25 protein-coding genes and 1 pseudogene are annotated in these 25,553 nt (G+C 72.2%); 11 read left to right on the top strand and 15 right to left on the bottom strand.

Features of this window, described 5'->3' with window-relative positions; genetic code table 11:
* Window positions 1-34: 34 nt before the first annotated feature.
* The 5 genes from H3H34_RS13590 (at window position 35) to H3H34_RS07565 (ending at window position 5,549) form a co-directional block, all read left to right on the top strand.
* The gene (locus H3H34_RS13590; RefSeq protein WP_194744649.1) at window positions 35-685 is read left to right on the top strand and encodes a CvpA family protein; all 651 of its coding nucleotides are present in this window, start codon (window positions 35-37) and stop codon (window positions 683-685) included.
* A complete protein-coding gene (cysS, locus tag H3H34_RS07580; protein WP_194744648.1) occupies window positions 682-1,968 on the top strand; it encodes a cysteine--tRNA ligase in 1,287 nt (428 codons plus the stop codon). The genes H3H34_RS13590 and cysS overlap by 4 nt, the downstream gene beginning before the upstream one ends.
* Window positions 1,969-2,075: 107 nt before the next feature.
* On the top strand, window positions 2,076-2,537 hold the full coding sequence (locus H3H34_RS07575; RefSeq protein ID WP_194744647.1) for an iron-sulfur cluster assembly scaffold protein: 462 nt from the start codon (window positions 2,076-2,078) through the stop codon (window positions 2,535-2,537).
* 3 nt (window positions 2,538-2,540) lie between these two features.
* Window positions 2,541-4,358 carry a monovalent cation:proton antiporter-2 (CPA2) family protein gene (locus H3H34_RS07570; RefSeq protein ID WP_194744646.1) on the top strand — a complete coding sequence of 606 codons (1,818 nt, stop codon included), beginning with the start codon at window positions 2,541-2,543 and terminating at the stop codon, window positions 4,356-4,358.
* Window positions 4,359-4,361: 3 nt separating this feature from the next.
* Window positions 4,362-5,549, top strand: a complete 1,188-nt coding sequence (locus tag H3H34_RS07565; RefSeq protein WP_194744645.1) for a CaiB/BaiF CoA transferase family protein — start codon at window positions 4,362-4,364, stop codon at window positions 5,547-5,549.
* Window positions 5,550-5,636: 87 nt separating this feature from the next.
* On the opposite strand, the gene rplI is transcribed toward H3H34_RS07565, so the two are convergent.
* The 7 genes and pseudogenes from rplI to H3H34_RS07530 all read right to left on the bottom strand — a co-directional run bounded on the left by rplI (window position 5,637) and on the right by H3H34_RS07530 (window position 13,425).
* Window positions 5,637-6,194 (bottom strand): 50S ribosomal protein L9, encoded by a 558-nt coding sequence (gene rplI / locus H3H34_RS07560; RefSeq protein ID WP_194744644.1) that lies wholly within the window; start codon window positions 6,192-6,194, stop codon window positions 5,637-5,639.
* 10 nt (window positions 6,195-6,204) lie between these two features.
* Window positions 6,205-6,429: a 30S ribosomal protein S18 gene (gene rpsR / locus H3H34_RS07555; RefSeq protein ID WP_194744643.1), complete on the bottom strand. Its 225-nt coding sequence runs from the start codon at window positions 6,427-6,429 to the stop codon at window positions 6,205-6,207.
* Complete coding sequence (gene rpsF, locus H3H34_RS07550; RefSeq protein ID WP_194744642.1) at window positions 6,429-6,800, bottom strand: 30S ribosomal protein S6; 372 nt, start codon at window positions 6,798-6,800, stop codon at window positions 6,429-6,431. Before rpsF ends, rpsR begins: the two co-directional genes overlap by 1 nt.
* 167 nt (window positions 6,801-6,967) lie before the next feature.
* Window positions 6,968-7,075: pseudogene (locus H3H34_RS14125) on the bottom strand (PEPxxWA-CTERM sorting domain-containing protein); the annotation flags it as partial.
* Between the two features lie 813 nt (window positions 7,076-7,888).
* Complete coding sequence (locus H3H34_RS07540) at window positions 7,889-9,067, bottom strand: DUF445 domain-containing protein (RefSeq protein WP_194744895.1); 1,179 nt, start codon at window positions 9,065-9,067, stop codon at window positions 7,889-7,891.
* A gap of 67 nt (window positions 9,068-9,134) precedes the next feature.
* Entirely contained in the window at window positions 9,135-12,224 is a 3,090-nt protein-coding gene (locus tag H3H34_RS07535; RefSeq protein WP_194744640.1) for an efflux RND transporter permease subunit, read from the bottom strand.
* Between the two features lie 4 nt (window positions 12,225-12,228).
* Window positions 12,229-13,425 (bottom strand): efflux RND transporter periplasmic adaptor subunit, encoded by a 1,197-nt coding sequence (locus tag H3H34_RS07530; RefSeq protein WP_194744639.1) that lies wholly within the window; start codon window positions 13,423-13,425, stop codon window positions 12,229-12,231.
* Between the two features lie 305 nt (window positions 13,426-13,730).
* Here H3H34_RS07530 and H3H34_RS07525 point away from each other — a divergent pair, with 305 nt between their 5' ends.
* Both H3H34_RS07525 and H3H34_RS07520 read left to right on the top strand, forming a co-directional pair.
* A complete protein-coding gene (locus tag H3H34_RS07525) occupies window positions 13,731-13,898 on the top strand; it encodes a hypothetical protein (protein WP_235945488.1) in 168 nt (55 codons plus the stop codon).
* An 87-nt stretch (window positions 13,899-13,985) separates the two neighbouring features.
* Window positions 13,986-14,711, top strand: coding sequence for an SIMPL domain-containing protein (locus H3H34_RS07520; RefSeq protein ID WP_194744638.1), 726 nt, complete (start codon window positions 13,986-13,988; stop codon window positions 14,709-14,711).
* A 122-nt stretch (window positions 14,712-14,833) separates the two neighbouring features.
* Here the strand turns inward: H3H34_RS07520 and nrdR are convergent, their stop codons facing one another.
* Genes nrdR through rpiB form a run of 4 tightly spaced genes read right to left on the bottom strand, consistent with a single transcriptional unit; the run spans window position 14,834 to window position 17,560 of the window.
* Window positions 14,834-15,295, bottom strand: a complete 462-nt coding sequence (gene nrdR / locus H3H34_RS07515) for a transcriptional regulator NrdR (protein WP_194744637.1) — start codon at window positions 15,293-15,295, stop codon at window positions 14,834-14,836.
* Complete coding sequence (locus H3H34_RS07510) at window positions 15,295-15,807, bottom strand: hypothetical protein (protein WP_194744636.1); 513 nt, start codon at window positions 15,805-15,807, stop codon at window positions 15,295-15,297. Before H3H34_RS07510 ends, nrdR begins: the two co-directional genes overlap by 1 nt.
* Window positions 15,808-15,832: 25 nt before the next feature.
* Window positions 15,833-17,128, bottom strand: a complete 1,296-nt coding sequence (glyA, locus tag H3H34_RS07505; protein WP_194744635.1) for a serine hydroxymethyltransferase — start codon at window positions 17,126-17,128, stop codon at window positions 15,833-15,835.
* 3 nt (window positions 17,129-17,131) lie between these two features.
* Window positions 17,132-17,560, bottom strand: coding sequence for a ribose 5-phosphate isomerase B (rpiB, locus tag H3H34_RS07500; RefSeq protein ID WP_194744634.1), 429 nt, complete (start codon window positions 17,558-17,560; stop codon window positions 17,132-17,134).
* An 88-nt stretch (window positions 17,561-17,648) separates the two neighbouring features.
* Here rpiB and H3H34_RS07495 point away from each other — a divergent pair, with 88 nt between their 5' ends.
* Genes H3H34_RS07495 through H3H34_RS07480 form a run of 4 tightly spaced genes read left to right on the top strand, consistent with a single transcriptional unit; the run spans window position 17,649 to window position 20,936 of the window.
* A complete protein-coding gene (locus tag H3H34_RS07495) occupies window positions 17,649-18,695 on the top strand; it encodes a phosphotransferase family protein (protein ID WP_194744633.1) in 1,047 nt (348 codons plus the stop codon).
* Window positions 18,692-19,921, top strand: a complete 1,230-nt coding sequence (locus H3H34_RS07490; RefSeq protein WP_194744632.1) for an acyl-CoA dehydrogenase family protein — start codon at window positions 18,692-18,694, stop codon at window positions 19,919-19,921. Before H3H34_RS07495 ends, H3H34_RS07490 begins: the two co-directional genes overlap by 4 nt.
* Window positions 19,918-20,451, top strand: a complete 534-nt coding sequence (locus H3H34_RS07485) for an NUDIX hydrolase (protein WP_194744631.1) — start codon at window positions 19,918-19,920, stop codon at window positions 20,449-20,451. Before H3H34_RS07490 ends, H3H34_RS07485 begins: the two co-directional genes overlap by 4 nt.
* Window positions 20,448-20,936: a hypothetical protein gene (locus H3H34_RS07480; protein ID WP_235945486.1), complete on the top strand. Its 489-nt coding sequence runs from the start codon at window positions 20,448-20,450 to the stop codon at window positions 20,934-20,936. The genes H3H34_RS07485 and H3H34_RS07480 overlap by 4 nt, the downstream gene beginning before the upstream one ends.
* A gap of 15 nt (window positions 20,937-20,951) precedes the next feature.
* On the opposite strand, the gene H3H34_RS07475 is transcribed toward H3H34_RS07480, so the two are convergent.
* The 4 genes from H3H34_RS07475 to H3H34_RS07460 form a co-directional block, all read right to left on the bottom strand.
* Entirely contained in the window at window positions 20,952-21,173 is a 222-nt protein-coding gene (locus tag H3H34_RS07475; RefSeq protein WP_194744630.1) for a ribbon-helix-helix domain-containing protein, read from the bottom strand.
* Window positions 21,174-21,283: 110 nt separating this feature from the next.
* Entirely contained in the window at window positions 21,284-22,006 is a 723-nt protein-coding gene (gene phbB, locus H3H34_RS07470) for an acetoacetyl-CoA reductase (protein WP_194744629.1), read from the bottom strand.
* Between the two features lie 29 nt (window positions 22,007-22,035).
* Window positions 22,036-23,100 carry a ferrochelatase gene (gene hemH / locus H3H34_RS07465; RefSeq protein WP_194744628.1) on the bottom strand — a complete coding sequence of 355 codons (1,065 nt, stop codon included), beginning with the start codon at window positions 23,098-23,100 and terminating at the stop codon, window positions 22,036-22,038.
* The gene (locus H3H34_RS07460) at window positions 23,087-25,321 is read right to left on the bottom strand and encodes a xanthine dehydrogenase family protein molybdopterin-binding subunit (protein ID WP_194744627.1); all 2,235 of its coding nucleotides are present in this window, start codon (window positions 25,319-25,321) and stop codon (window positions 23,087-23,089) included. The genes hemH and H3H34_RS07460 overlap by 14 nt, the downstream gene beginning before the upstream one ends.
* Between the last annotated feature and the right edge of the window lie 232 nt (window positions 25,322-25,553).

Here is a 25,553-nt window from a genome sequence, read left to right as displayed (position 1 = left end):
TCCGCGGGCTCCGGGGCGAAGGTAGGAAGCGGCGATGGCTGCGCTCACCGGGTTCGACTATGTGGTGCTTGCGCTCGTCGGGCTGTTCCTGCTCGTCGGGCTTGCCCGCGGGCTCGTCACCGAGGCGCTCTCGCTTGCAGCCTGGGTGGCGGCGGCGGTCGCCGTGCGGCTGTTCCACGAGCCCGTCACCCTGTTCCTCGTGACGAAGACGGGGGGCAAGCCCTCGGCCGCCATCCTCGCCTTCCTCCTCCTCTTCTTTGGAACGCTGCTCGCTGGGCGCCTGCTGGCATCGGCTGCCGGGCGGACGACTCGGGAATCGGCGCTCGGGCCCCTCGACCGGCTCGCTGGCGGCGCGTTCGGCGCGGCCAAGGGCGGGATCCTCGCCACCGTCCTCTTCCTGCTCGTCCTGTTCACCACCGGCTTCTTCGACCCGCGCCGGGAATCACCCGAGTGGCTCACCCGCAGCGCGAGCGCCCCCTACCTCACCCTTGCCGCCACCAGCATGATCCACTGGATGGAGGAGGCAAGCGGCGAGGACCTGCCCGACCTCCCCGGCCTGCCCCGGGGCCATCCGCCCATCGGGCCCGGGGCGCTGCCGGGCCGCGAGGGCGAGCCGGCCTACCTGCCCGAGGACAACCGGCGCCTCGAGGAGCTCATCGCGAAGGGCGAGGCGGTCGAGCTGTGACCGCGTCCGCCCTCCGGCTCTGGAACAGCGCGACGCGGCAGAAGGAGGTCTTCGCGCCACGGCCGGGCAGGCCCGTCACCATGTATGTCTGCGGGCCGACCGTCTATGGCCGCGCCCACATCGGCAACGCGCGCGCGGCCGTCGTGTTCGACCTCCTCTTCCGCCTGCTCCGCCACCTCTACGGCGCGGAGCGGGTGCGCTACGCCCGCAACTTCACCGACATCGACGACAAGATCATGGCGCGCGCGGTGGCGGAGAACGTGGCCCCGGCCGTGATCGCGGCGCGCTACGAGGCCGCCTACCGCGAGGACATGGCGGCACTCGGCTGCCTGGAGCCCACCTTCACCCCGCGCGCGACCGAGCACATCGAGGGGCCGCACGGCATGATCGCCATGATCGAGGCCCTCATTGCCCGCGGCGTCGCCTATGAGGCGGAAGGCCATGTGCTCTTCGAGGTGGCGAAGTTCCCGGGCTACGGCAGCCTGTCGCGCCGGCCCATGGAGGAGATGGTGGCGGGCGCGCGCGTCGAGGTCGCCCCCTACAAGCGCGGGCCGGCCGACTTCGTGCTATGGAAACCGAGCCGCGAGGACCAGCCCGGCTGGGAAAGCCCCTGGGGCCGCGGCCGGCCCGGCTGGCACATCGAGTGCTCGGCGATGATCCGCTCGGTGCTGGGCGAGGAGACGATCGACATCCACGGCGGCGGGCTCGACCTCCTGTTCCCGCACCACGAGAACGAGCAGGCGCAGAGCTGCTGCGCGCATGATGGCGCACCGCTCGCCCGCTTCTGGGTGCACAACGGCTTCCTCCAGATGGGCGAGACGAAGATGTCGAAGTCGCTCGGCAACATCGTCACGCCCCGGGAGCTGCTCGATGCCGGCTGGCCGGGCGAAGCGATCCGCCTTGCCCTCCTCTCGGCCCACTATCGCCAGCCGCTCGTCTGGACCGACCGGCTGCTCGAGCAGGCGAAGGCCCAGCTCGACCGGCTCTACCGCGCGGGCGGCAGCGGCGACGGCGTGCCCGCCGGCCTGCTCGATGACCTCAACACGCCCGAGGCGCTTGCTGCGCTGCCGGAGGGCGCTGCGGTGCTGGGTCTCCTTGGCGATGCCGCCTGGTTCACGACCGGCGCCGACGCGGCACGGGTGGAGGACGAGCTCGCGCGCTACCGCGCAGCGCGCGCCGCGCGGGACTGGGCCAAGGCCGATGCCATCCGCGACGCGCTGAAGGCCGAGGGCATCCAGCTGGAGGTCGCCAAGGACGGCAGCGTGAAGTGGCGGAAGCTGTAGCGCGGGCCGGAGGCTCTCGCGCTTCTCGTTGGCGCAGCCTCACCAGATGCACGGGTGCGGAGACCGGCCCGGTCCGCGGCTTTCCTTTTGCCCCGGCTTCTTCCTATATGCGCCCCGTGGACGCGCCCCTCTACAACGCCCGGATCCTGAGGCTCGCCACCGCCATCCCGCATCTCGGCACGCTCGAGGAGCCGGAGGCGCGGGTGCAGAAGGTCTCGCCCATCTGCGGCAGCCGCGTGACGGCGATGCTCGACCTCGATGCCGAAGGCCGCGTGGCGCGCTTCGCCCAGGAGGTCCGGGCCTGCGCGCTGGGGCAGGCGGCGGCCGCCATCCTCGGCGAAGGCGTGCTGGGTGCCGACGCGCCGACGCTCCGGGCCGCCCATGCCGCGCTCGAGGGCTACCTGAAGCGCGCCGAGCCGCTGCCGGAGGCCGTGCTGGCCCGCTTCCCCGAACTCACGCTCTTCGAGCCGGCGCGGCCGCATCTCGCGCGCCACGGCTCGATCTGCCTTGCCTTCGACGCCGCCGCCACGGCTGCCGAGCAGGCCCGACAGGCCCGACAGGCCGCCTGAGCCTTGGCCGGCCCGGCGAACACCGAGGTTCTCCGGGAGGCGGTCATCTACCTTGCCGCCGCGGCCGTCGTCGTGCCCATCGCCACCCGCCTCAGGCTCGGCGCGGTGCTCGGCTACCTCGGGGCGGGCGCGCTCATCGGGCCGATGGCGCTCGGCCTCGTGCGCACGCAGGAGACGGTCGCGGCCTTCGCCGAGTTCGGGGTTGTCCTCCTTCTCTTCGTGATCGGGCTCGAGCTGCGCCCGGCGCGGCTCTGGGCGCTCCGGCGCGAGATCTTCGGGCTGGGCACACTCCAGGTCCTCGTCTGCGGGCTGGCGCTGTGGGGTGCGTTCGTCCTGACCACCGCCTTCACCTGGCAGGCCGCCCTCGTGCTGGGGCTTGCCCTCTCGCTCTCCTCGACCGCGCTCGTCGTCGGCCTCCTCAAGGAGCGGGGCGAGCTTTCAACCCCCGTCGGCGAGCGGGCGTTCGCCATCCTTCTCCTGCAGGACATCGCCATCGTCCCCCTGCTCATCGTGGTGGCGGCCTTCTCGCGCGCGCCGGCGCCCGACGCGCCAGAGGGGCTCACCCTCGTGCTCTCGAGTCTTGCTGCCATCGTCGGCCTCGCGTTCGCCGGGCGCTTCGTCCTGAACCCGCTGTTCCGCCTCGCTGCCCATGTCGGCAACCGCGAGGTGTTCGTGATCGCGGCGCTCCTCACCGTCACGGGGGCGAGCTTCCTCATGGCAAGCCTCGGGCTCTCGATGGCGCTCGGCGCCTTCGTCGCCGGCGTGATGCTGGCCGACAGCCCCTACCGGCACGAGGTGGAGGCCGACATCGAGCCCTTCCGCGGCCTGCTTCTCGGGCTGTTCTTCATCTCGGTCGGCATGGGGCTCGACCTCTCGGTCCTTCTCGAGCGGCCCCTCCTGGTGCTCCAGCTGGTCGCGATCCTCATGGCGACGAAGCTCCTCCTCGTTGCCGCGCTTGCCCGCCTGTTCGGCTCGAGCCCGCGGGCCGCGTGGCGGCTGGGGCTGCTGCTCGCGCAGGGCGGCGAGTTCGCGTTCGTGCTGTTCAAGGCCGCGGTCTCGGGCCTCCTCATCACCGAGGGCGCCGCGTCGCTGTTCGGCGCCGTCGTCACGCTCTCGATGGTGGCGACCCTCGTCCTCCTCGCCCTCGTGCGGCGCTTCGTGCCCGAGAGGCCGCAGCGCGAGCCCCAGCGGCCCGACCTCGAGGGCCCCGCGCCTGCGCGGCCGGGCGCCGTCATCGTCATCGGCTACGGCCGCTTCGGCCAGATCGTGACCCAGATGCTCCACGCCCGCGGAGTCGATGTCGTCCTCATCGACCGGAAGCCCGAGCAGATCGATCTCTCGCGCCGGTTCGGCTGGCGGGTCTACTATGGCGACGGCTTCCGTCCCGAAGTGCTGCGCGCGGCCGGCGCCGAGCAGGCGCGCCTCGTCATCATCACCACGGGGGGCGGCGCCTGGGATCCGGCGCTGCTCGAGCCGCTCAAACTCTCCTTCCCGCACATGAAGTTCGTCATCCGGGTGCACGACCGGCTGCACGCCATGCGCATGATCGCCGCCGACCAGGAGCTGGTCGTGCGCGAGCTCTTCTGGAGCGCGATCGAGATGGGCCGGCTCGTGCTAAAGGAGCTCGGCACGCCGGAGGAGGTGATCGACGAGATCGTCGAGGAGTATGTGCGCCGCGACAGCGAGCGGCTGGCGCTGCAGGTCGCCTCGGGCGACCCGATGGCAGGCCAGGACCGGATGTTCCGCCCCGGGCATGACTGGCGGCCGGAGCACCCCGAGACCTCGCTCGGCGAGATCCCGGTCGCCGAGGCGGTGAAGTAGCCCATGGGCGCGCTCGAGGGGCTTCGCGTGCTCGAGGCCGGCACGCTGATTGCCGGCCCCTTCTGTGGCCAGCTTCTGGCCGACCACGGCGCGGAGGTCATCAAGATCGAGCCGCCGCCGGCGCGGCGCCCGGGCGGGGACCCGATGCGGCAGTGGGGGCAGGGCAAGCCGGTGTGGTTTCCGGTCATCGCCCGCAACAAGAAGACGATCACCCTCGATCTCTCCGACCCGCGCGGCCAGGCGCTCGTACGCCGGCTCGTCCGGCGCGCCGACATCATGGTCGAGAACTTCCGCCCCGGCACGCTCGAGGGCTGGAACCTCGGGTGGGAGGTGCTCCGGGCCGAGAACCCGGGCCTCATCCTCGTGCGGGTCTCGGGCTACGGCCAGAGCGGGCCCTATGCCCGGCGCGCGGGGTTCGGGGCCATTGGCGAGGCGATGGGGGGGCTGCGCGCGCTCGTCGGCGAACCCGACCGGCCGCCGGCGCGGGTCGGCATCTCGATCGGGGACTCGCTCGCCGCCACATTTGCCTGCCTCGGGGCGCTGATGGCGCTTCACCACCGCCACCGCACCGGCGAGGGGCAGGTGGTGGACAGCGCCATCTACGAGGCGGTGCTGGCCGTGATGGAATCGACCGTGCCAGAATATACCGAGGCCGGCGTGGTGCGGGAGCGCTCGGGGAGCATCCTTCCCGGCAACGCGCCGTCCAACGTCTATCCCTGCCGTGACGGCGAGATCCTGATCGGCGCCAACCAGGATGGCGTGTTCCGCCGGCTGTGCGAGGCAATGGGCGCGCCCGAGCTTGCGCGCGATCCGCGCTACGCCACCCATGCCGCCCGCGGCGCCAACCAGGCCGAGCTCGACGCGCGCATCGCCGCGTGGACCGCCGGCCTCGCGGTTGCCGAGGCGCTTGCGCGCCTCGAGGCGGCTGGCGTGCCCGCAGGCCGGCTCTATCGCGTGCCCGACATGCTGGAAGACCCGCACTTCGCCGCGCGCGAGGCGCTCGTGGCCGTGCCCCACCCCGAGTACGGCAGCCTGATGATGCAGGCGGTCGCCCCCCGCCTGTCGGCCACGCCGGGCGCGGTGCGCTGGGCGGGCCCGCCGCTCGGCGCGCACAACGACGAGATCTACCGCGGCCTGCTTGGCCTTTCCGACGCCGAGCTGGCCGACCTTCGGCAGGCCGGCGTCATCTGAGAAGACCTGGCCCGTGGAAGCCCCGCCCGCCGCGCGGGGCAGCTTCCCGCCGGCCCGCACTGCCGGGCGGGAACCCGAGGCGAGGGGTCAGGCCTCCGGCGTGGCGTCCGGCGCAGCCTCGGCGGGCGCCTCGGCCTCCTCCTCCGCGGCGCGGTCGAGCGCGGTCACGTCCACGCCCTGGGCCTGAAGCTCCGCTTCCTCCGCCGAGCGGGCGACGTTCGCCGTCACCATGACCGCCACTTCCGGGTGCAGCACCACCTTGACCGCGTGCAGCCCCAGCGTCTTGATCGGGCGGTCGAGCACGATGGCCTGGCGCGCCACCTTGTGGCCCGCCTCGGCCAGCGCTTCGGCGAGGTCGCGCGCCGCGACCGAGCCGTAGAGGGCGCCCGTGTTCGAGGCCTGGCGGATGAGGACGAGCGAGAGCCCGTCGATGACCTTTGCCTCCTCTTCGGCCACGGCCCGGCGCCGGGCATTCTCCGCCTCGAGCTGCGCGCGCTCGGCCTCGAACTTCGCGCGGTTCGCCTCGGTCGCCCGCAACGCCTTGCCGCGCGGCAGGAGGAAGTTGCGGGCGTAACCCGGCTTCACCTTCACGACATCGCCGATCCGGCCGAGCTTCTCCACCCGTTCGAGCAGGATGACTTCCATCTCCGCCTCCCTACTGCACGACGAAGGGCAGGAGGCCGAGATGGCGCGCCCGCTTGATCGCCTGCGCCAGCTCGCGCTGCTTCTTCGCCGAGACGGCCGTGATGCGCGCGGGCACGATCTTGCCGCGTTCGGAGATGAACCCCTGGAGCAGGCGGACGTCCTTGTAATCGATCTTCGGCGCGTTGGGACCCGAGAAGGGGCAGGACTTGCGACGGCGGAAGAAGGGGCGTGCCATCACCAGCCTCCCTCGTCGCGGCCGCGGCCACGGCCGCCACGGTCCTTGTCGACCTTGCGCACCATGGCCGAGCCCTCGGTCTCGAGCGCGTCGACCTTCACCGTCTGCCAGCGGATGATGTCCTCGTTGAGCGCGACCTGGCGCTCCAGCTCGGCAATCGCGGTGGCCGGCGCCTCGATGTTGAGGAGCACGTAGTGCGCCTTGCGGTTCTTGCGGATCCGGTAGGCGAGGTTCCTGAGGCCCCAGTACTCCGTGCTGGCCACCTTGCCCTTCTGGCCGGTGATGATGGCGGTCAGGGCTTCCGTCAGCCCCTCGACCTGCGCAGGCGCCAGATCCTGGCGCGCGAGGTAGACATGCTCGTAGAACGGCACTGGCAACTCCTCTTGCCGATCGCAGCGGTCGGCCCGGGGTGCCCGGGCTCCGCCCTCCGGCTGGCTTCGTGAAGCGGCGGCGTTAGCGGCCCGGCCCGGAAAAGGCAAGCTCCGAAGCGGCAAGGCCTCGCCGTCGCCGGCGAGGCCCCCCGCCCCTCGACTGGATGTCAGGCGCTGACGCTGGCGACCGACTCGCGGCGCCGGCGCATGGCCGAACCCGCGAGCCCGAAGCCGGCGATCAGCATCGCCCAGGTGGCTGGCTCGGGGATGACGCCGGTCTTGTAGAGGATGGCCGTCGAGCCAGCGCCCCAGTTGAGGTCGATGACATTCGTCACGCCCGGAAGGTAGAGGCGATAGAAGGCCGTGCCGCCGCCGGGGAAGCCGGCCACCGGGCCATCCCGGCCGGCGCCGAAGTGGATTGCGATCCATGTCTGGCCGATCATCGGCACCCCGAAGTCGGCCGGGCCGTCGCCCGTGTCGTCCCTGGGCGCTGCGCCGAAGAAGGCGGCGGTGATGGGCGGGCCGTCGTAGCCAATGAGGTCGAGCGCTGCCTGCTGGTCGGCACGGGCGCTTGCCGTCCCGGCGATGAGGTTGCCCTGATAGAAGCCGGCGCAGGCGACGGCGTTGGGCGTGATGTCGGTGTTCGCGCAGGGCACGATCACCGGCCCGAGCGCGAGTGCGGGCACTTCTGCGAAGGCAGCGGCCAGGACGGCAGCGCCGATTGGAATGAGAATGCGCATGGTCCAACCCCGTCTCTCCGCGGCCCCTCCCGCCGCGTCTGCTGCAGAACCGTCACCCCCTCTTCCGCACTCCACAACATTAGCGAAACTGCATCCGGAATGACGACAGAAACATTCTTAACGGACGGCAAAAAAGTTTGAACGATCGTTTCCGGCGTTGCAGCCGGCACGTCGCCCTTGGCAACGGTGCGAAGCGAAAAAAGGACGGCGCGGGGAAACGCCGCCGCGCCGTCGAGTCTGCCACAGGAGGAGACCCGCGTCGCCGCGCGCCTCCCGCCAACGCACATAGGGTGCGCGGAAATGTCGCGCAAGATGACCGAATGATGACGGAGGGCAACCGGCCGGGCCTCAGTGGGCACCGACGGCGACGAAAATCGCGTGGAGAAGCACCCCGATCGAGCCGCCGATCAGCGTGCCGTTGAGGCGGATGTACTGGAGGTCGCGGCCGACGGCGGACTCGAGCTTGGCGGTGATCGTCGCGGTGTCCCAGCCCTTCACCGTGTCGGAGACGAGCGCGACGATCGCATCGCCATGGTCGCGGACCAGGCCGACGACGGCGCGCCGGGCAAGGCTGTTGACGGCGCTTGCCAGCGCTCGGTCCTCGCGAAGCGCCGTGCCGATCCGCCGGGCGAGATCGCCCGCGCCATCTCCTTCCGCGAACCGGCCGATCGCCGCGCGGGCCTGCTCCCACAGCCCCTCCACCCACTGCCCGACGGCGGGGTTGTCGATGAGCGCCTGCTTCCACCGCTCCACCTTGGCCTGCGTCTCGGGCAGGTGGCGGAGGTCGAAGATGAAGGTCTCGAGCGCGAGATCGGCCCGCCGGCGCACCGGATGCTCCGGGTCGGCCGCGACCTCCGCGAGGAAGCCGCGCAGGCCGGCGAGGATCTCGTTCGCTACCCGCTCGTCGACCGCAATCAGCCGTAGCAGCCAGTTGGTCCGCTCCTCGATCATCGCTCTCAGCGCCGGCTCCTCGGCATCGAGCGTGCGCGACGCCCAGGCGACGAGGCTGTCGATGACCGGGTGATGCCGGCCTTCGGCGAGCGCCGCCTCGAGCGTGCCGGCAAGAAGCGGGGCGGCATCCAGCGCGCGCAGGCGTCGGAGCACGCCCGCCTTCACCCGTTCGCCGAGCGCGTCGGCAGCCGGCGTGTCGGCCAGCTGCCGGACGAGGCCGACAAGGCCCTGCCGCACGCGGGCGGCACCATCCCCCGGCCCCGTGGCGCCTTCGGCGAGGAAGCGGCCGAGGAGGCCGGCGGCGTCGAAGCGCTCGAGCCGTCTCGCGACGATCCGGGGGGTCAGGAAATTGTCGCGGAGGAAGGCGGCGAGCGCGTTGCCGATCCGATCCTTGCTGGCCGGGATGATGGCGGTGTGGGGAATGGGAAGGCCGAGCGGGTGGCGGAACAGGGCGGTCACTGCGAACCAGTCGGCCAGCCCGCCGACCAGCGCTGCCTCGGCGAAGGCCTGCACCCAGGCGAAGCCCGGGTGAATCGCCTGCATCGCCCAGGTCGAGGCGGCGAGCACGATCGCCATGAGCACGAGAAGGCCGGTCGCAAGCCGCCACAGCCGGCGGGCGACGATCTCGCGCTCGCTCGGAGCCTCATTCCGCAGGTTGCGGCATCCCCTTCCGGGGCTCGGGCGGGCCGCCCGTCAGCAGGCGGGCAAGCCGCGGCCCGATCCAGCGTTCGAGATCGTCAGCGAGCGTGAAGCCGGCCGGAACGATGATGAGGGTGAGCACGGTCGAGAGCAGGAGGCCGCCGATGACGACGATTGCCATGGGCGCCCTGAAGCTGGTGTCGCCGTGGAGACCGAGCGCCACCGGGAGCATCCCGGCCGTCATGGCGATGGTCGTCATGATGATCGGCTGGGCGCGCTTGTGGCCGGCATCGACGATCGCGGTCTCGCGGTCCACGCCCTGGCGCATCTCCTCGATCGCGAAGTCGACGAGGAGGATCGAGTTCTTGGCCACGATCCCGAGCAGCATGAGGATGCCGATGTAGACCGGCATCGAGATGACATTGCCGGTGAGGATGATGGCGATGATGCCGCCGAGCGGCGCGAGCAGCAGCGAGCCCATGTTGACGAAGGGCGGCAGCACGCGGCGGTAGAGCAGCACGAGCACCGCAAACACGAGGATCACGCCGGCGACGATGGCGAGAATGAAGTTGGCGACGAGCTCCTCCATCACCTCGGCCTGGCCGAACTTCACCTGGCGCACGCCTTCCGGAAGGTTCGCCATGGTGGGCAGCCGGTTGATCTCGGCAAGCGCCGGGCCGAGCTCCATGCCGTTCAGGTCGGCAACGAGGGTGATGCGCCGGCTCTGGTTGTAGCGCCTCAGCGTGGTCGGCCCGGTGCCGAAGCCGATGTCGGCGACCACCTTGAGCGGCACCGAGCCGCCGCTCGCGGTGGGCACGGGCAGGTTCTCGAGCGCGGCAAGGTCGGCACGCGCGGCCTCGACGAGGCTGACCCTGATCGGCACCTGCCGGTCGGAAAGCGAGAACTTGGCGAGGTTCTGCTCGATGTCGCCGATGGTGGCGATGCGGATGGTGCGCGAGAGGTCCGCGACCGAAACGCCCATCTCGGCGGCGATGTCGAACTTCGGCCGGATGAGGATCTCGGGCCGGTCGAGGTCACCCTGGATCCGCGCTTCGCGCAGGAAGGGAAGGCCCTGCATCTCCTTCTCGACCTTGCGGGCGGTTGCCTCGAGCAGCGCCGGGTCGTCGCCGGCAAGCATGATGTTGATGTCGCGCCCGCCGCCGCCGGGCCCGAACGACTGGAAGTAGAGCCTGACGTCGGGAAGCGCGGTGAGCGTCGGCGAGATGCGCCGTTCCCATTCCTTGGTGGTGACCGCGCGCGCCTCGCGCGGGACGAGGTCGATGTAGAGCGTGGCCCTGCGGACGTCCCCATCGCTGCCGATGAACTCGAAGATCGAGCGGACCTCGGGTTCGCGGCGGAGGAGGGTAGTGATCTCGTCCACCTTGGCGACGGTGTCGGCGAGCGTCGCGCCCGGCGGAAGCTCGATGGCAAGCTGTGCCGAGCCGCTGTCGTTGTCGGGCGCGAAGGTCTGCGGCACCTGCGCGAAGAGGAGGACGGTGAGCGCGAAGGAGAGCGCGCCGACGGCCACCGTCTTCCAGCGGTTGTGGAGCGACCAGCGCAGGAAGGCGAGGTAGCGGTCCATAAGCGGGCCGTCGCCGTGGGCGCGGGCGCCGTGGGGCTTCAGGAAATAGGCCGCGAACAGCGGTGTGATGAGCCGGGCGACCAGCAGGCTCATGAACACCGCAACCGAGACGGTGAGCCCGAACTGCTTGAAATACTGGCCCGAGATGCCCGGCATGAACGAGACGGGCAGGAACACGGCGATGATCGCGAAGGTGGTGGCAACCACGGCAAGGCCGATTTCGTCAGCCGCCTCGAGGGCGGCCTGAAACGGCGTCTTGCCCATGCGCATGTGGCGGACGATGTTCTCGATCTCGACGATGGCGTCGTCGACGAGGATGCCGGCAACGAGGCTGAGCGCCAGCAGGCTCACGGTGTTGAGCGTAAAGCCCATGACCTCCATGAACCAGAAGGTGGGGATGGCCGAGAGCGGAATGGCGAGCGCCGCAATCACGGTCGCGCGCCAGTCGCGCAGGAACAGGAACACGACGAGGACGGCAAGAAGCGCGCCTTCGACCATCGCGGTGATGGCACTGCGATACTCTTCCTTCGTGTACTTGACCGTGGTGAAGAGCTCTTCGAATTCCACGTCCGGATACTCGGCGCGGAGCTCGTCAAGCACCTTGTTCATCCGCTCGTAAACCTGGACGTCGGAGGCGCCCTTGGCCTTGAACAGGCCGAAGCTCGTCACCTGCCGGCCATCGAGCCGGGCGATCGTGCGCTGCTCGGAGGTGCCGTCGCGCACCTCGGCGATGTCGGAGAGGCGCACGAAGCGGCCGCCGGGAAGCGAGATGCGCGTCTCGCCAAGCTGCAGCGCACTCTTCGCCCCCCCCAGCACGCGGACCGCCTGCTCGGCGCCCGAGACTTCGGCGCGGCCTCCGGGCACATCGAGGTTGAGGTTGCGCAGCTGCGCGTTCACCTGCGCGGCGGTGATGCCATAGGCCTGCAGCCGGTCGGGCTTCAGGTCGACGCGGATCTCGCGGGAGACTCCGCCGCCGCGCGACACCTGGGCAACGCCGGGAATGGCGACCAGCCGCTTGGCAATGGTGTTGTCGACGAACCACGAGAGTTCCTCGAGTGACATGGCGGTCGACTTGACCGCCACATAGGCGAGCGCCCCGCCCTCGATGTCGAGGCGGGTCACCTGCGGCTCGAGGATCCCCTCCGGAAGGTCGGAGCGCACCTTGGTGACGGCGTCGCGCACGTCGTTGACGGCACGGTCGACCGGTGTGCCGATCTGGAACTCGACCGTCGTCAGGCTCAGCCCCTCCTGCACCACGGAGGAGATCGACTTGATGTTGCCGATGCCGGCAACCGCGCCCTCGATCTTGCGGGTGATCTGGGTCTCGATCTCGGTCGGAGCGCCGCCCGGCTGCGAGACCTGGACGTTCACGATGGGCGCCGAGATGTCCGGCATCGAGTTGATCTTCATCCGGCTGAAGCTGAGCGCGCCGAGCAGGCTCAGCATCACAAACAGCAGGATGGGCGGGATCGGGTTGCGGATTGCCCAGCTGGAGATGTTGCGCAGGTCCATGCGCTCAGGCCCTCCGGAGAACCGGGGTCACCTTCTCGCCCGGCCGGATGAAGGCGCCGGCCGAGACGACCACCTTCTCGGTGCCCGAGAGGCCCTCGGCGATCGCCACGCCCGCCTCGCTGATCCTCGCGATGCGGACGTCGCGGCGCACCACCCGGTCATCGGCATCGACCACGTAGACGTAGCTTCCCGACTGGTCAGCGAGGACCGCCGACTGCGGCAGCACCGGTCGAAGCGCGCGACGAGTCTCGATTTCCGCAACCGCAAAGCCGCCGGCCCTGATGGAGGGATCCGAGGGAAGCGCGATGCGCGCCGTCCCCAGCCTGCGCTGCGGGTCGATCAGGGGCTCAACGAGCCAGACGGTCCCGGTCACGCTCTGCGCGGCGCCGGCCGGCGTCACCATCACCGGCTCGCCGACGGCAAGCGCCGGCATATCCTGTTCGGCGACCTCCGCGCGCAGTTCCATCTGGCCGCCGGCGGCGATGCGGAAGAGCGCGCCCGACGCCGGCGAGACCACCTGCCCGGGCTCCACCATGCGGTCGAGCACGAGGCCGGCCTCGGGCGCGCGGATGACGAGCCGAGCGAGCCGCTCCCGCATCTCGCGCACCTGGGCGCGCGCAACCTCCGCCCGGGCCCGGGCCGCGTCGCGCGTCGCGGTGCGGCGGTCGATGTCGGCCTGCGACACGAAGCCACGCTCGACGAGCTTGAGGGCCCGGTCGAGTTCCGACTGCGCGAGGCGCACGTCGGCTTCTGCCTGGGCGACCGCCGCCTCGAGCTGGGCGAGCTGGGCGCGCTGCACGCCCGAGTCGATCTCGGCCAGAACCTGCCCGGCCCGGACATACTGGCCGGCTTCGGCGCGGATGGCGACGATGGCGCCGCCCTCGCCGACGACACCCACCGGCAGCTCCCGCCGCGGGGCGATCGTCCCCGTCACCCGGATCCGCTCGGCCACCTCCACCTGCCCGGGCACCATCACCGAGACGGCCGGTGGCCCGGACGGCGGGGCGGTCGGCCCCGGGGCCTGCGCCCGCTCCACCAGGTACCAGACGAAGCCGGCAAGCGCCGCCACGACGAGAAGGGCGATCCCGACCCGCTTCCACGGCGCGCGCGCCACGAACGGACGCGCCGCAGCGCTTTCGACGCGCGCCAGACCGTCTGGCGTCAGCCCGTCCATCTGCTGGGAGGGGAGATGCATGTTCATGGGCCCAGGTTCCACTTGGTTCGACGAGGCGCACGCCTCAAGCCCCCGGTCGCTCCCCTCAAGAAACCGGACGCCCGCGGCCATACATCAAGGCCGGGGAGGTGGAAAGCCCCCAGCCCGAGCAGTCGGCCGCCTTGCCGGCTTGCGGGGTTGGGCGCGCGTCCACGACCTGCTAGACCCGCAAGGGCGCAGGGCAGGGAGGCGAACCCATCGGCTACGGTCTCTTCGGCTGGATCATCGTCGGGCTGGTTGCCGGCGCGCTGGCGAAGGCAATCCACCCGGGCCGGGACCCGGGCGGCCTCGGCGTGACCCTTCTCGTCGGCATCGCCGGCGGCATCCTCGGGGGCTTCGCCGGCCGGCTCGCCGGAGCAGGTCCCGACTCCACCCTTCTCAACCTGCTGCTCGCAACCGCGGGCGCGCTCCTCCTGCTCGTCCTGTGGCGGGCGCTCGAACAGCGCGGCCGGCGGCGCTGACATGTGGGTGCGACGCGCTGCCGCGCTTCATGCCTGCGAAAGCCGGCGGCGGCGAGGGAGCGCCGCGCCCGAAGGAGCCATGCCCCGATGCCCACCCGTCTCCGCCGTTCCGTCCTTCCCCTTGCCCTCCTCCTGCTTGCCGCAGCCCCTGCCGTGAAGGCGCAGGTGCCGCCCCCGCCACCGGCGACGCTCGTGGTCCGCGCCGAGGCCACCCGCACGGCCGCGCCCGATCTCGCGGTGCTGAGCGCGGGCGTGGTGACCCAGGCGCCGGATGCCGCTGCAGCCATGGCCGAGAACGGCCGGCGCATGAACGCGGTGGTCGCCGCGCTGCGCCGGGCCGGCGTCGAGCCGCGCGATCTTCGCACCAGCCAGCTCTCCGTCCAGCCCCAGTATCGCTACGGCGAGGGCCGGGCGCCCGCGATCACCGGCTACCAGGCCGCAAACCAGGTGACGGTGCGGCTGCGGGATCTCGCGCGGATCGGCCCCGTGGTCGATGCGCTGGTCAAGGAGGGTGCCAACCGCATCGACGGGCCGAGCTTTGCGATCGAGAAGCCCGAGCCGCTCCTCGACGAGGCGCGTGCCGAAGCGGTGAGGGCGGCGCGCGCTCGTGCCGAGCTGCTTGCCGCCGCTGCCGGTGTCCGGATTGTCCGCGTGCTCGCGATCGAGGAGCAGGGGGCAGCACCCGAGTTCCGGCCGGTGATGCGCAGCATGGCGGCCGCGCCGATGGACTCGGCCGTGCCTCCGGTCGAGGCCGGCGAGAGCGAGCTCCGCGCCGGGGTCACCGTCACCTACGAGATCGCCCCGGCCCGCTGAGCCCCGGCCCCTCGCGCCCCCGGCCCCTCGCGCCCTCGGCCCCTCGCGCCCCCGGCCCCTCGCGCCCCCGGCCCCCCGCGCCCCCGGCCCCTCGCCCCGCTGCCTCGCGCTTCCCGCCCGTCTCAGGCCTTGACCGACTTCGACAGCTGGCCGACGAAGGTCTCGAAGTCCTTCGCTTCGCGGAAGTCCTTGTAGACGCTGGCGAAGCGCACATAGGCCACGGGGTCGAGCTGCTCCAGGCCCTGCATCACGAGCGCGCCGATCTGGCCAGCCTCCACTTCCGTCTCCCCAAGCGCCTCGAGCTGGCGTTGCACGGAGGAGACGAAGCGCTCGATCCGGTCGGGGTCGATGTCGCGCTTGCGGCAGGCGATCAGGATCGACTGCGCCAGCTTCTCGCGGTCGAAGGGCTCCTTCTTCCCCGACTTCTTGATGACGACGAGCTCGCGCAGCTGCACGCGCTCGAAGGTGGTGAAGCGCGCGCCGCAGTTGTGGCACTGGCGGCGGCGACGGATCGCGGTGCCGTCCTCGGTCGGACGGCTGTCCTTCACCTGGGTGTCTTCCGAGTGGCAGAAGGGGCAGCGCATCAGCCCTTCCGCGTGAGGGTCCGCAAGTAGCCGAGCCCGCCGCCGATGAGGGCGCCGAGCAGCGGGTTCAGGATGAGGAGCCCGGCCGCCGCTCCCACCCCGGCGCCGATCGCCACGTTGCGGCCGAGCGGGGTCTTGAGCACCGCGCGCGCCGTGCCCGTCACTTCCCGGCCCTTCTCGCTCTCGAGCGCCCGGCGGCCTGCCGCCTGCGCCCGTTCGAGCGCCTGCTCCGCCGTCTCGAACGCCTTGTCGGCCACCTCGGCCACCTTCTGCCCCGTCTCGGTCTCGAGGAGCTTCCGGCCCTTCTCCACCGCTTCCTCGGCCAGCTGCTCGACCCGCTCGGCAAGCGGCGCCGGGGAAGCCGCCCCGGCCGTCGCGCCGTCGGTCGGCGCCTTCGCGTCCGCCTTCGGCGCGCGCGGCTTGCGCGGCGTCTTCGGCTTGGCGGGCGCATCCGGAGCGGCAGCAGCGGCCGGCTTGCGGCGGACCCTGGGCTTCGGCGCCTCCTCGGTCATCTCTCGGTCCTCCCGCGCTGGCGCGTCATGCGTAGATGGGGAAGCGGGCGGTGAGCGCCTTCACCCGCGCGCGCACTTCGGCTTCCACCTTGCCGTTGCCCTCGTGGCCGTTGGCCCTGAGGCCGTCGAGCACGTCGGCGATCATCTCGCCGATCGCGGCGAACTCGGCCTGGCCGAAGCCGCGGGTGGTGCCGGCCGGCGAGCCGACGCGGATCCCGCTCGTTTTCGTAGGCGGCAGCGGGTCGTTCGGCACGCCGTTCTTGTTGCAGGTGATGCCGGCGCGCTCGAGCGCCTCGTCGGCGTCCGCCCCGGTCAGGCCCTTGGGCCGCAGGTCGACGAGGGCGAGGTGGGTGTCGGTGCCGCCGGCGACCAGCGCGCAGCCGCGCCGCTCGAGCGTGGCCGCAAGCGTCTTGGCATTGGCGACGACGGCCGCTGCATAGTCGCGGAAGGCCGGCCGCAGCGCCTCGCCGAAGGCGACGGCCTTCGCCGCGATCACGTGCATGAGCGGACCGCCCTGAAGGCCGGGAAACACGGCCGCATTCAGCTTCTTGGCAAGGTCCGGGTCGTTGGCGAGGATCATCCCGCCGCGCGGGCCTCGGAGCGTCTTGTGGGTGGTCGTCGTCACCACATGGGCGTGGGGGAAGGGCGAGGGGTGGACTCCGGCCGCGACCAGCCCGGCGAAATGCGCCATGTCGACCATGAGATAGGCGCCGACCCGGTCGGCGATCGCGCGCATCGCCGCGAAGTCGATGATGCGCGGATAGGCAGACCCCCCGGCGATGATGAGGCGAGGCTGCTCGGCCACCGCCTGTGCCTCGACGGCGTCATAGTCGATCCGGTGGGTCTCGGGGTGGACGCCATAGTGGACGGCGCGGAACCACTTGCCCGACTGCGCCGCCTTCGCCCCGTGGGTGAGGTGGCCGCCGGCGTCGAGCGACAGGCCCATGATCGTGTCCCCCGGCTTGAGCAGCGCGAGGAACACCGCGCCATTGGCCTGCGCGCCCGAGTGGGGCTGGACGTTGGCGAAGGCGCAGCCGAAGAGGGCCTTCGCCCGCTCGATCGCGAGGCTCTCGACGATGTCGGCGTGCGCGCAGCCCTGGTAGTAGCGCTTGCCCGGATAGCCCTCGGCATATTTGTTGGTGAAGACCGAGCCCTGCGCTTCGAGAACGGCCCGGCTCACGATGTTCTCTGACGCAATGAGCTCGATCTGCTCCTGCTGGCGGGCAAGCTCGCCCCTGACGGCGGCGGCGACCGCCGGGTCGGCCTCGGCAAGCGAGTCGGTGAAGAAGCCGTCGAAGAGGGGCAGCGGTTGGGTGCTCATCGTCTATCCCAGCTTGGCGACGCGGGCGGCGTGGCGGCCGCCGGCGAAGGGGGTGGCAAGGAAGGTGGCCAGCGCATCGCGCGCCGTCTCGGTGCCCACGAGGCGGGCGCCGAGCGCAATCATGTTGGCATCGTTGTGCTCGCGGGCGAGGCGCGCGGAGAGATGGTCGTGGACGAGCGCGCAGCGCACGCCGGGCACCCGGTTGGCGGCGATCGCAATGCCGATGCCCGACCCGCAGACGACGACGCCCAGGTCGGCCCGGCCGCCGGCCACCGCCTCGGCGCAGGCGCGGCCGAAGTCCGGGTAGTCGACCGAGGTCTCGGCGTCATGGGCGCCCAGATCCTCGAGCGCGTGCCCGCCGGCGCGCAGATCCTCGGCAAGCAGCGCCTTCAAGGAAAAGCCCGCATGATCGGAGGCGATGGCAATGCGCAAGGCGCGACCTCAAGCGCTGGTGGACAGGCAAGTCCTATGCACCAACTTCTGGCCATGGCCAAGCGCGCCCGCCGGTGGCATCGCGGCCATGATGGAGGAGCCGTTCCGCCCCGCCGCCACCCCGCAAGACTGGCCGGCGATCGCCGCCTCGCTTGCCGCGCGTGGCCACGCGCTCGATCTCGCCGAGCCGCCGCGGCAGTTCGCCGGCGGCCTTGCGAACCTCAACTACCGCGTGCGGCTCGACGGCGCGCCTGCAGTCTTCCGCCGCCCGCCGCCAGGGCCGCTTGCCCATGGTGCGTCCGACATGGTGCGCGAGGCGAAGGTGCTGGCGGCGCTCCACCCGGTCTTTCCGCTGGCGCCCCGGCTGCTTGCCTTCTGCCCCGACGCCAGCGTCATCGGCGTGCCCTTCCAGCTCCTCGAATGGCGGCCCGGCCTCGCTGTCGCTGGCGAACTGCCGCCCGGCCTCGGCGCGCAGGCCCATCGCTGGATGCTCCCGGCCCTCGTGGGGGCGCTCGCCGCGCTGCACCGGCTCGACCCGGCCGGGGTCGGCCTTGGCGACCTCGGCCGCGCCGAGGGCTTCGCCGCGCGCCAGCTCTCGGGCTGGGCGCGCCGGGCGCACGCCGCCTTCGCCGACGAGGCGCCGCCGGCGCTGTCCCCCCTTCTTGCCCGGCTAGAGGCAACCCTGCCCCCCGACGTCCCCGCGCGGCTCCTCCACATGGACCCGAAGTTCGACAACCTGCTCGTCGATCCCTCTGCCGCCACCGCCACCGCGCTCATCGACTGGGACATGGCGACGCGCGGGCCCCCCACCTTCGATCTTGCGGTGCTGCTCTCCTACTGGATCGAGCCGGGCGATCCGCCGGCGACCCACGCGCTCCAGGCCGTGCCCTCGCTGGCACCGGGCTGGCCGGGGCGTGCCGCCGTCGTCGCCGCCTATGCCGCAGCCGCCGGCCAGCGCCCGCCGCACCTCGGCTGGCACCTCGCGCTCGCGCGGCTCCGGCTGGCGACGGCCTGGATGCAGCTCTATCGGCTTTGGCAGCGCGGCAGCCTCGAGGGCGCGCGCTACAGCGGGTTCGCCCGGCTCGCCGGCGCAATCCTCGCCCAGGCGCTCGACCAGTTCGGAGAGGAGCCATGATCGACTTTGCCGTTCCGCCTGCCCTCGCCGCGCTCGCTGCCCGCGTGCGCGCCTTCGTCGCCGACGAGATCGTGCCCTACGAGCGGGACCCGCGGCTCACCCACCACGGCCCGACCGATGCGCTGCGCGCCGAGCTCGTCGGGAAGGCGCGCGCCGCCGGCCTGCTGACCATCCAGGCGCCGAAGGCCCTCGGCGGCATGGGCCTCTCCCACGTCGAGCAGGCGCTCGTGTTCGAAGCGGCCGGCTGGTCCACGCTGGGGCCCATCGCCATGAACTGCGCTGCGCCGGACGAGGGCAACATGTTCCTGCTTTCGAGGATCGCCCGGCCCGACCAGGTGGAGCGCTTCCTCCTTCCCATGATCCGCGGCGAGCGGCGCTCGGTCTTCGCCATGACCGAGCCCGACGGCGCCGGCTCCGACCCGGGCCAGCTGAAGACCGAGGCGGTCTTCGACGGCGAGGCCTACAGCATCACGGGGCGCAAGTGGCTCATCACCGGTGCGGAAGGGGCGAAGACCTGGATCATCATGGCCCGCGTCGCCGACAATCCGCACGGCCCCTCGGGCCCGACCCTGTTCCTCTGCGAGGGCGGCACGCCTGGCATCGTCATCGAGCGGCGGATGAACTCGATGGACCGCAACTATGTGGAGGGCCATGCGGTGGTGCGGTTCGAGGGCCTGCGCCTGCCGCCCGAGGCGGTGCTGGGCGAGGTGGGCGAGGCCTTCCGCTACGCCCAGATGCGCCTTGCGCCGGCGCGGATGACGCACTGCATGCGCTGGCTCGGCGCGGCCAGCCGTGCGCAGGCCATTGCCCTCGATCACGCCCGGCGGCGCACCGCCTTCGGCAAGGTGCTGGGCGAGCACCAGGGGGTCTCGTTCATGCTCGCGGAGAACGAGATCGACCTCAAGGTCTCGCGCCTCCTCGTCTGGGAGACGGCATGGCGCATGGACCGGGGCGAGAAGGCGCGCCACGAGAGCTCGATCGCCAAGGCCGAGGTCTCGGAGCGGCTGTTCCGGGTCGCCGACCGCTGCGTCCAGGTGCTGGGCGGCATCGGCACGACGGACGAGACGGTGGTCGAGATGATCTACCGCGACATGCGCGGCTTCCGCCTCTACGACGGCCCGACCGAGGTTCACAAATACGCCATCGGCCGCCAGCTGATGCGCGCGGGAAGCGCGTTCACGGCAACCCCCGAAGCCGACGACGCGCTCCCGCGCGCGGCCGAATGAACGGGGGGAAGGCGGCGGAACGGCTCTGGCAGGGCCGGTTCCTCGAAGTCCACGCGGCGCCCTGGGGCGAGGGCGGGCGCTGGGAATATGTGACGCGGGTGAACCGCATCGCGGCGGCCGTCATCCTCGCCGTGACCGATGCCCGCGAGGTGGTGCTCGTCGAGCAGCACCGGCCGCCGCTCGGCAGGCCGGCGATCGAGCTTCCCGCGGGGCTCGTCGGCGACGAGACGGCGGGCGAGGATCCGCTTTCGAGCGCGCGGCGCGAGCTTCTCGAGGAGACCGGCTTCATGGCGCGGCGATGGGAGGATTTCGGCACCTTCGCCTCCTCGCCCGGCATGCTGGGGGAGATCTTCCACTTCTTCCGCGCGACCGGCCTCGAGCGCGTCGGGCCCGGCGGCGGCGCGGGCGACGAGCGGATCACCGTGCACCTCGTGCCGCTTGCCGAGGTGCCGGCGTTCGTCGCCGCCGCCCGCGCGCGCGGCTGCGCCATCGACACGCGCCTCCTCGCGCTCCTGCCGCTGCTGCCATGACGTCGCCTGCCCCGACGGGTGCCGGCAACCGCGCCGCGGTCGCCGCCGCCATGCCCTCGCTCCTGGCCCACGAAGGCGTGTGGGAGGGGGAGTATCTCCACCTTGACGCGGACGGGGCGCTTCTCGACCGGCACCACGCCCGGGTGGAATGCCATTTCCCCGACGACGGACCGTTCCACTATGTCCAGCGCAACCTGTTCCGCTGGGCGGACGGGCGGGAGCGCAGCGCCGAGCTTCCGGGCGTGCTTCGGGAGGGCCGGCTGTGGTGGGACGTGCAGGCCTTTGCCGGCTGCGCCTGGGAGGGCGGCGAGGGCGTCATCCTGCTCCGCCTCGACCGCCGCGACGCCCCGGGCCTCTCCTTCACCGAGGCGATCGTGCTGGGAGAGGGCGGCAAGGAGCGCGCGCGCACCTGGCACTGGTTCCGCGGCGGGCGGCTGGTGCGGCGCACGCTGTGTGCCGAGCGCCGCGTGGCAGGGCCGGGCTGAGGGCCGGCCGCCGGTTCAGCGCCCGAGCGCTTCCTCGAGTGCGAAGAGCCGGAGCGCGCGGGCGAGCGGCACGCTGCGCGCCTCGTCCACCTGCGCCACGAGTGCGCTCGTTGGCACACCGCGCCGCGCGGCCGCGGCGTCGAGCACGGCCCAGAATTCCGGCTCGAGCGCGACCGAGGTGCGGTGGCCCTGGATGGTGAGGCTGCGCTTCTCGAGCCCGTCGTCGCGCCCCGGCATGGGCAGACCTTCCTCCCCGGCTCCGGAAGGGCCGGCGCCTCTCGCCCGGCCCGGGGGCCGCTTTGTCCCTGCCCCGCCGCTCCGGCCCCGCCGACCCCCGGCCGCCGGCCTCAGTACATGTGCTGGCCGCCGTTGATCGAGAGCGTCGAGCCGGTGATGAAGCCGGCGTCCTCGGCGGCGAGGAACACGACGCCCCGGGCGATCTCGTGGGCCTGGCCGAGGCGGCCCATGGGGATCTTCGCCACGATCTTCTCGAGCACGTTCGGCGGCACGGCGGCCACCATGTCGGTGTCGATGTAGCCGGGCGCCACCGCGTTCACCGTCACGCCGAAGCGCGCCCCCTCCTGGGCGAGCGCCTTGGTGAAGCCGTGGATGCCCGACTTGGCCGCGGCATAGTTCACCTGGCCGATCTGGCCGGCCTGGCCGTTGATCGAGCCGATGTTGACGATGCGGCCCCACTGCCGCTCGCGCATGCCGGGGAACACCGCCTTCGCCATGTTGAAGCAGCCGCCGAGGTTCACGTCGATGACCTCCTTCCACATCTCGTAGGTCATCTTGAGAAGCGTCGCGTCGCGCGTGATCCCGGCGTTGTTGACGAGGATCTCGACCGGGCCGTGCTCCGCCTCGATCCGCGCGACCGAATCGAGACAGGCCTGATGGTCGGCCACGTTCCAGCGGTAGGCGGGGATGCCGGTGCGCTCGGTGAAGGCCTTCGCCCGCTCCTCGCTGCCCACGTAGTTGGCCACCACGCGCCGGCCCGCCTCCTTCAGCGCCAGCGAGATCGCCTCGCCGATGCCCCGCGTTCCCCCCGTCACCAGCGCAAGCCGTTCCATCGGTTCCTCCCTCTCTCCCGGCAGGAACCCTAGACCGCGCCCGTCACCCCTTCAAGCTGGAGCCAGCCGGAAAGCTCCTGCCGCACCAGCACTTCCAGCATCTCCATGCCCGTCTCCGTCGCATTGAGGCAGGGGAGGTAGGCATAGTCGGTTCCGCCCGCGGCAAGGAACGCCGCGCGCGCCTCGATCGCGATTTCCTCGAGCGTCTCGAGGCAGTCGGCGGAGAAGCCCGGGCAGGTGACCGCCACGCGCCGCACGCCGGCGGCGGCAAGCTCGAGAAGGCGCGGCTCGGTGTAGGGCTGGAGCCACTCGGCCGGCCCGAAGCGCGACTGGAAGGTCACTTCCACCCGGTCGGCCATGCCGAGCGCCTCGCCGAGGAGGCGCGCCGTCTTGCGGCACTGGCAGTGGTAGGGGTCCCCCTTGAGAAGGGTCGAGACCGGCATGCCGTGGAAGCTCATGACGAGCCGCTCGGGCACGAAGGGCAGGGCGGCGAGCTGGTCTCCGACGAGCCGCGCAAGTGCGGCAATGTGCGCCGGGTGGTCGAAATAGGGGGGAAGCGTGCGCAGCGCCGGCATCCAGCGCTCGCCGGCCAGCTGGCGGAACAGCTCCTCGAGGGCCGTTCCCGTCGTCGCGCTCGAGTACTGCGGGTAGAGGGGGGCCACGAGGATCCGGTCGCAGCCGGCCTCGCGCATCGCCCGCAGCCGCTCGGCGATCGCCGGCGCGCCGTAGCGCATGGCGAAGTCGACATGGACCTCAGGGCCGAGCCGGGCGGCGAGCGCCTCGGCCTGCGCCCGGGTGATGACGCGAAGCGGGCTGTCGTCCGCCTCGCGGTCCCAGATGGCGGCATAGGCCTCGGCCGTCCGCGCCGGCCGGCTCAACAGCACGAAGCCGTGGAGCACCGGCAGCCAGATGGCGCGGGGGAGCTCGACCACCCGCGGGTCCGAGAGGAACTGGCGCAGCCACGGCCGCACGGCAGCAGCGGTCGGCGCCTCAGGCGACCCGAGATTGATGAGGAGCACGCCGACCCGGCCGACCGAGACGGGCGGATGGTCCGCCGGCCGGTGCGGGTCGCTGCCCCGCTCAGGCGTCTGCATCAGCAAGCGGCAGTCTCCGCGCGCGGGTCCCCGTCGCCCGGGCGAGCGCGTTCGCAAGGGCCGGCGCAGCCGGCGGCGTGCCCGCCTCTCCCACGCCGCCGAGCGGCCCGCCGCCTTCGATGATCCGGGTGGTCATGACCGGCGTTTCGGCAAGCCGCAGCAGGGGGTGGGTGTCGAAGTTGCGCTGGACCGCCATGCCGTCCTCGAAGTCCACCCGCCCGTGGAGCGCCGCGCACAGGCCCTGCAGCACCCCGCCCTCCACCTGCGCCTTCACCGAATCCGGGTTGATGGCCCGTCCGCAGTCGATCGCCGACCACACCCGGGCGATGCGCACCGCGCCGTCGACGACGCCGGCCTCGACGACGACGCCCACGATGGAGCCGAAGCTCTCGTGGAGCGCCACGCCCTTGGCGAGGCCTTCCGGCGAGGGCTCGCGGAACCGGCTGTCCTCGGCGACGGCGCGCAGCACCGCGGCGTGGCGCGGCCGCTCCTCGAGGTGGGCGAGGCGGAAGGCCACCGGGTCCTTGCCTGCCCGCTCCGCCAGCTCGTCCATGAAGCACTCGACGAAGAAGGCCGAGAAGCTGTGGCCGACCGAGCGCCAGTAGCCGAGCGGCACCGGGGTCACGACCGGCACGTGGGTGGCCCGGAAGGCGCCGGTTGCGTAAGGGATGGTCTCCGCCCCCTCGATCGCCTGGGCGCTCGCCGAGTCCGGCGCAGGGGCGAAGCGGGGCATGTTGCGGCTCATGAAGCTCGCCGAGAGGTTCGGCACCGCGATCCGCACGTCGAGGGCCGCAACGCGCCCGTCCTGCCCAAGCGCGCCGCGCAGCCGCGCCGCTGCGGCAGGGCGGAAGCGGTCGGCCTGGAAGTCCTCCCCGCGGCTCCACTGCAGCTGCACCGGCCGGCCGATGGCCTTGGCGATGAGCGCGGCCTCGACGAAGTGATCGGCCTCGGCCTTCCGGCCGAAGCCGCCGCCCAAGAGCGTCGGATGCACGGTGACCTGCTCCTCGGGCACGCCGAGCGCGCGGGCGACGGCCATGACGGCAAGCGTGAGCGACTGGGTGGGCCCCCAGAGCTCGACACGCCCCTCCTCGATACGGCAGGTGGCGACCATCGGCTCCATGCAGGCGTGGGCGAGGAAGGGCACGGCATAGTCGGCAACAAGCGGCCGCGCACCAAGCGCCTCCTCCACCGAGTCCGCCCCCGCCACCCGCTTGCCCCCGGTGTCGCCTGCGGCGGCCGCCTCGAGCGCGGCGGCAATCCAGTCGCCGGCCGGCTCCCCGTCGGTCTCCCACACCGGCTCGAGCCGTTCGAGCGCGCGCATCGCCTCGAAGGTCGTCGCTCCCGTCGTCGCCACCCAGTTCGCGCCGCGAATGGCCCGGCTGCCCTCGGGCCCCCTGACCGTCACCAGCCGGCCGTTGCCCGCGGGGCCGTGGGCGATCGCGGCGAAGACCATGCCGGGCACGCGCACGTCGGCGCCGAAGCGCGCCGAGCCGTCCACCTTGGGCGGCAGGTCAAGCCGCGGCAGCGGCCGGCCCACCAGCCGCCGCTCTCCCTCCGGCCGAAGCGTTGCATGCTCGGCATCTGCCGGGTCCGCCACGCGGACTGCGTCGGCAAAGGGCATGCGGTTCGCCTTGTGGATGACGAACCCGTCCCGGGCGTCGACGGCATCCGCCGGCACGCCCCACGCTCTTGCCGCCGCGCCGCAGAGCATGGCGCGCGCTGCGGCGCCTGCCTCGCGCAGGATGTCATGGTAGCCGCGGATGGAGGTGCTGCCGCCGGTCAGCTGCAGGTTCATCCGGCGGATCACTTCGGCCCCGGCGAAGGCAGCGATGTCGCGGATGACCGGCGGCAGCCCGGCGGTCCCCAGCTTCGCCATGCCGACGTGCGCATAGGCCGGGTGGAGAGGCGCGGGCTCGACGGCGACCGTCCGCCAGTCGGCGCCCATCTCGTCGGCGAGGATCTGGGCAAGGCCCGACCAGGCGCCCTGGCCCATCTCGGCCTGCGGCAGGGCGAGGATCACCCGGCCCTCGGGCGAGACGCGCACCCAGGCGTTGAGCGCGACCTCCCCGTCCCGCGCCAGCGGCGGCGCGCCCCAGTCGCGCGGCCAGACGAGGAAGCCGATGGCAACCCCGAGCGTTGCCCCGGCGCCGATGAGGAAGCCGCGCCGGCTGACGCGTGCGCCGCGCGCAGGGGCGGGTTCAGGGGAGGACCGCTGCAGCATCGCGCGCGCGTAGCATGGCGGGCGCCGGCCACCAACAGGCCTGGCCGCCGCATGGCATGGCCGGCCGCTGCGCTGGTTCCGCTGTGCCCCCGCCCCGCCGCTCGTCCCCTTGGCTGCCGCGCCGCCCCGCCCGCCCCTCCCCGGCCGGCTTTTCCCGCCTCGGGAGCGTCAATTTCCTGACGCTTCCGCCGTCAACGTCTTGACGGCTTTCCGCCCGCCCGCGGCCCCCGGG

This window comes from Thermaurantiacus tibetensis, from assembly GCF_015354055.1.
GTDB classification, from domain to species: domain Bacteria; phylum Pseudomonadota; class Alphaproteobacteria; order Sphingomonadales; family Sphingomonadaceae; genus Thermaurantiacus; species Thermaurantiacus tibetensis.
The sequence above is the reverse complement of the archived record's forward strand: the minus strand, read 5'-3'. Positions and strand labels throughout refer to the sequence as shown.

Coding starts and splice junctions, on each gene's coding strand:
- H3H34_RS07475 (WP_194744630.1), bottom strand. CDS start 21,173: ATGCCGGGGCGCGACGACGGGCTCGAGAAGCGCAGCCTCACCATCCAG.
- H3H34_RS07540 (WP_194744895.1), bottom strand. CDS start 9,067: ATGGCGATCGTGCTCGCCGCCTCGACCTGGGCGATGCAGGCGATTCAC.
- rpsR (WP_194744643.1), bottom strand. CDS start 6,429: ATGGCACGCCCCTTCTTCCGCCGTCGCAAGTCCTGCCCCTTCTCGGGT.
- glyA (WP_194744635.1), bottom strand. CDS start 17,128: ATGAGCACCCAACCGCTGCCCCTCTTCGACGGCTTCTTCACCGACTCG.
- H3H34_RS07530 (WP_194744639.1), bottom strand. CDS start 13,425: ATGAACATGCATCTCCCCTCCCAGCAGATGGACGGGCTGACGCCAGAC.
- H3H34_RS07490 (WP_194744632.1), top strand. CDS start 18,692: ATGATCGACTTTGCCGTTCCGCCTGCCCTCGCCGCGCTCGCTGCCCGC.
- phbB (WP_194744629.1), bottom strand. CDS start 22,006: ATGGAACGGCTTGCGCTGGTGACGGGGGGAACGCGGGGCATCGGCGAG.
- H3H34_RS07495 (WP_194744633.1), top strand. CDS start 17,649: ATGATGGAGGAGCCGTTCCGCCCCGCCGCCACCCCGCAAGACTGGCCG.
- H3H34_RS07520 (WP_194744638.1), top strand. CDS start 13,986: ATGCCCACCCGTCTCCGCCGTTCCGTCCTTCCCCTTGCCCTCCTCCTG.
- hemH (WP_194744628.1), bottom strand. CDS start 23,100: ATGCAGACGCCTGAGCGGGGCAGCGACCCGCACCGGCCGGCGGACCAT.
- H3H34_RS07575 (WP_194744647.1), top strand. CDS start 2,076: ATGCGCCCCGTGGACGCGCCCCTCTACAACGCCCGGATCCTGAGGCTC.
- rplI (WP_194744644.1), bottom strand. CDS start 6,194: ATGGAAGTCATCCTGCTCGAACGGGTGGAGAAGCTCGGCCGGATCGGC.
- H3H34_RS07510 (WP_194744636.1), bottom strand. CDS start 15,807: ATGACCGAGGAGGCGCCGAAGCCCAGGGTCCGCCGCAAGCCGGCCGCT.
- nrdR (WP_194744637.1), bottom strand. CDS start 15,295: ATGCGCTGCCCCTTCTGCCACTCGGAAGACACCCAGGTGAAGGACAGC.
- H3H34_RS07485 (WP_194744631.1), top strand. CDS start 19,918: ATGAACGGGGGGAAGGCGGCGGAACGGCTCTGGCAGGGCCGGTTCCTC.
- H3H34_RS07565 (WP_194744645.1), top strand. CDS start 4,362: ATGGGCGCGCTCGAGGGGCTTCGCGTGCTCGAGGCCGGCACGCTGATT.
- H3H34_RS07460 (WP_194744627.1), bottom strand. CDS start 25,321: ATGCTGCAGCGGTCCTCCCCTGAACCCGCCCCTGCGCGCGGCGCACGC.
- H3H34_RS07535 (WP_194744640.1), bottom strand. CDS start 12,224: ATGGACCTGCGCAACATCTCCAGCTGGGCAATCCGCAACCCGATCCCG.
- H3H34_RS07480 (WP_235945486.1), top strand. CDS start 20,448: ATGACGTCGCCTGCCCCGACGGGTGCCGGCAACCGCGCCGCGGTCGCC.
- H3H34_RS13590 (WP_194744649.1), top strand. CDS start 35: ATGGCTGCGCTCACCGGGTTCGACTATGTGGTGCTTGCGCTCGTCGGG.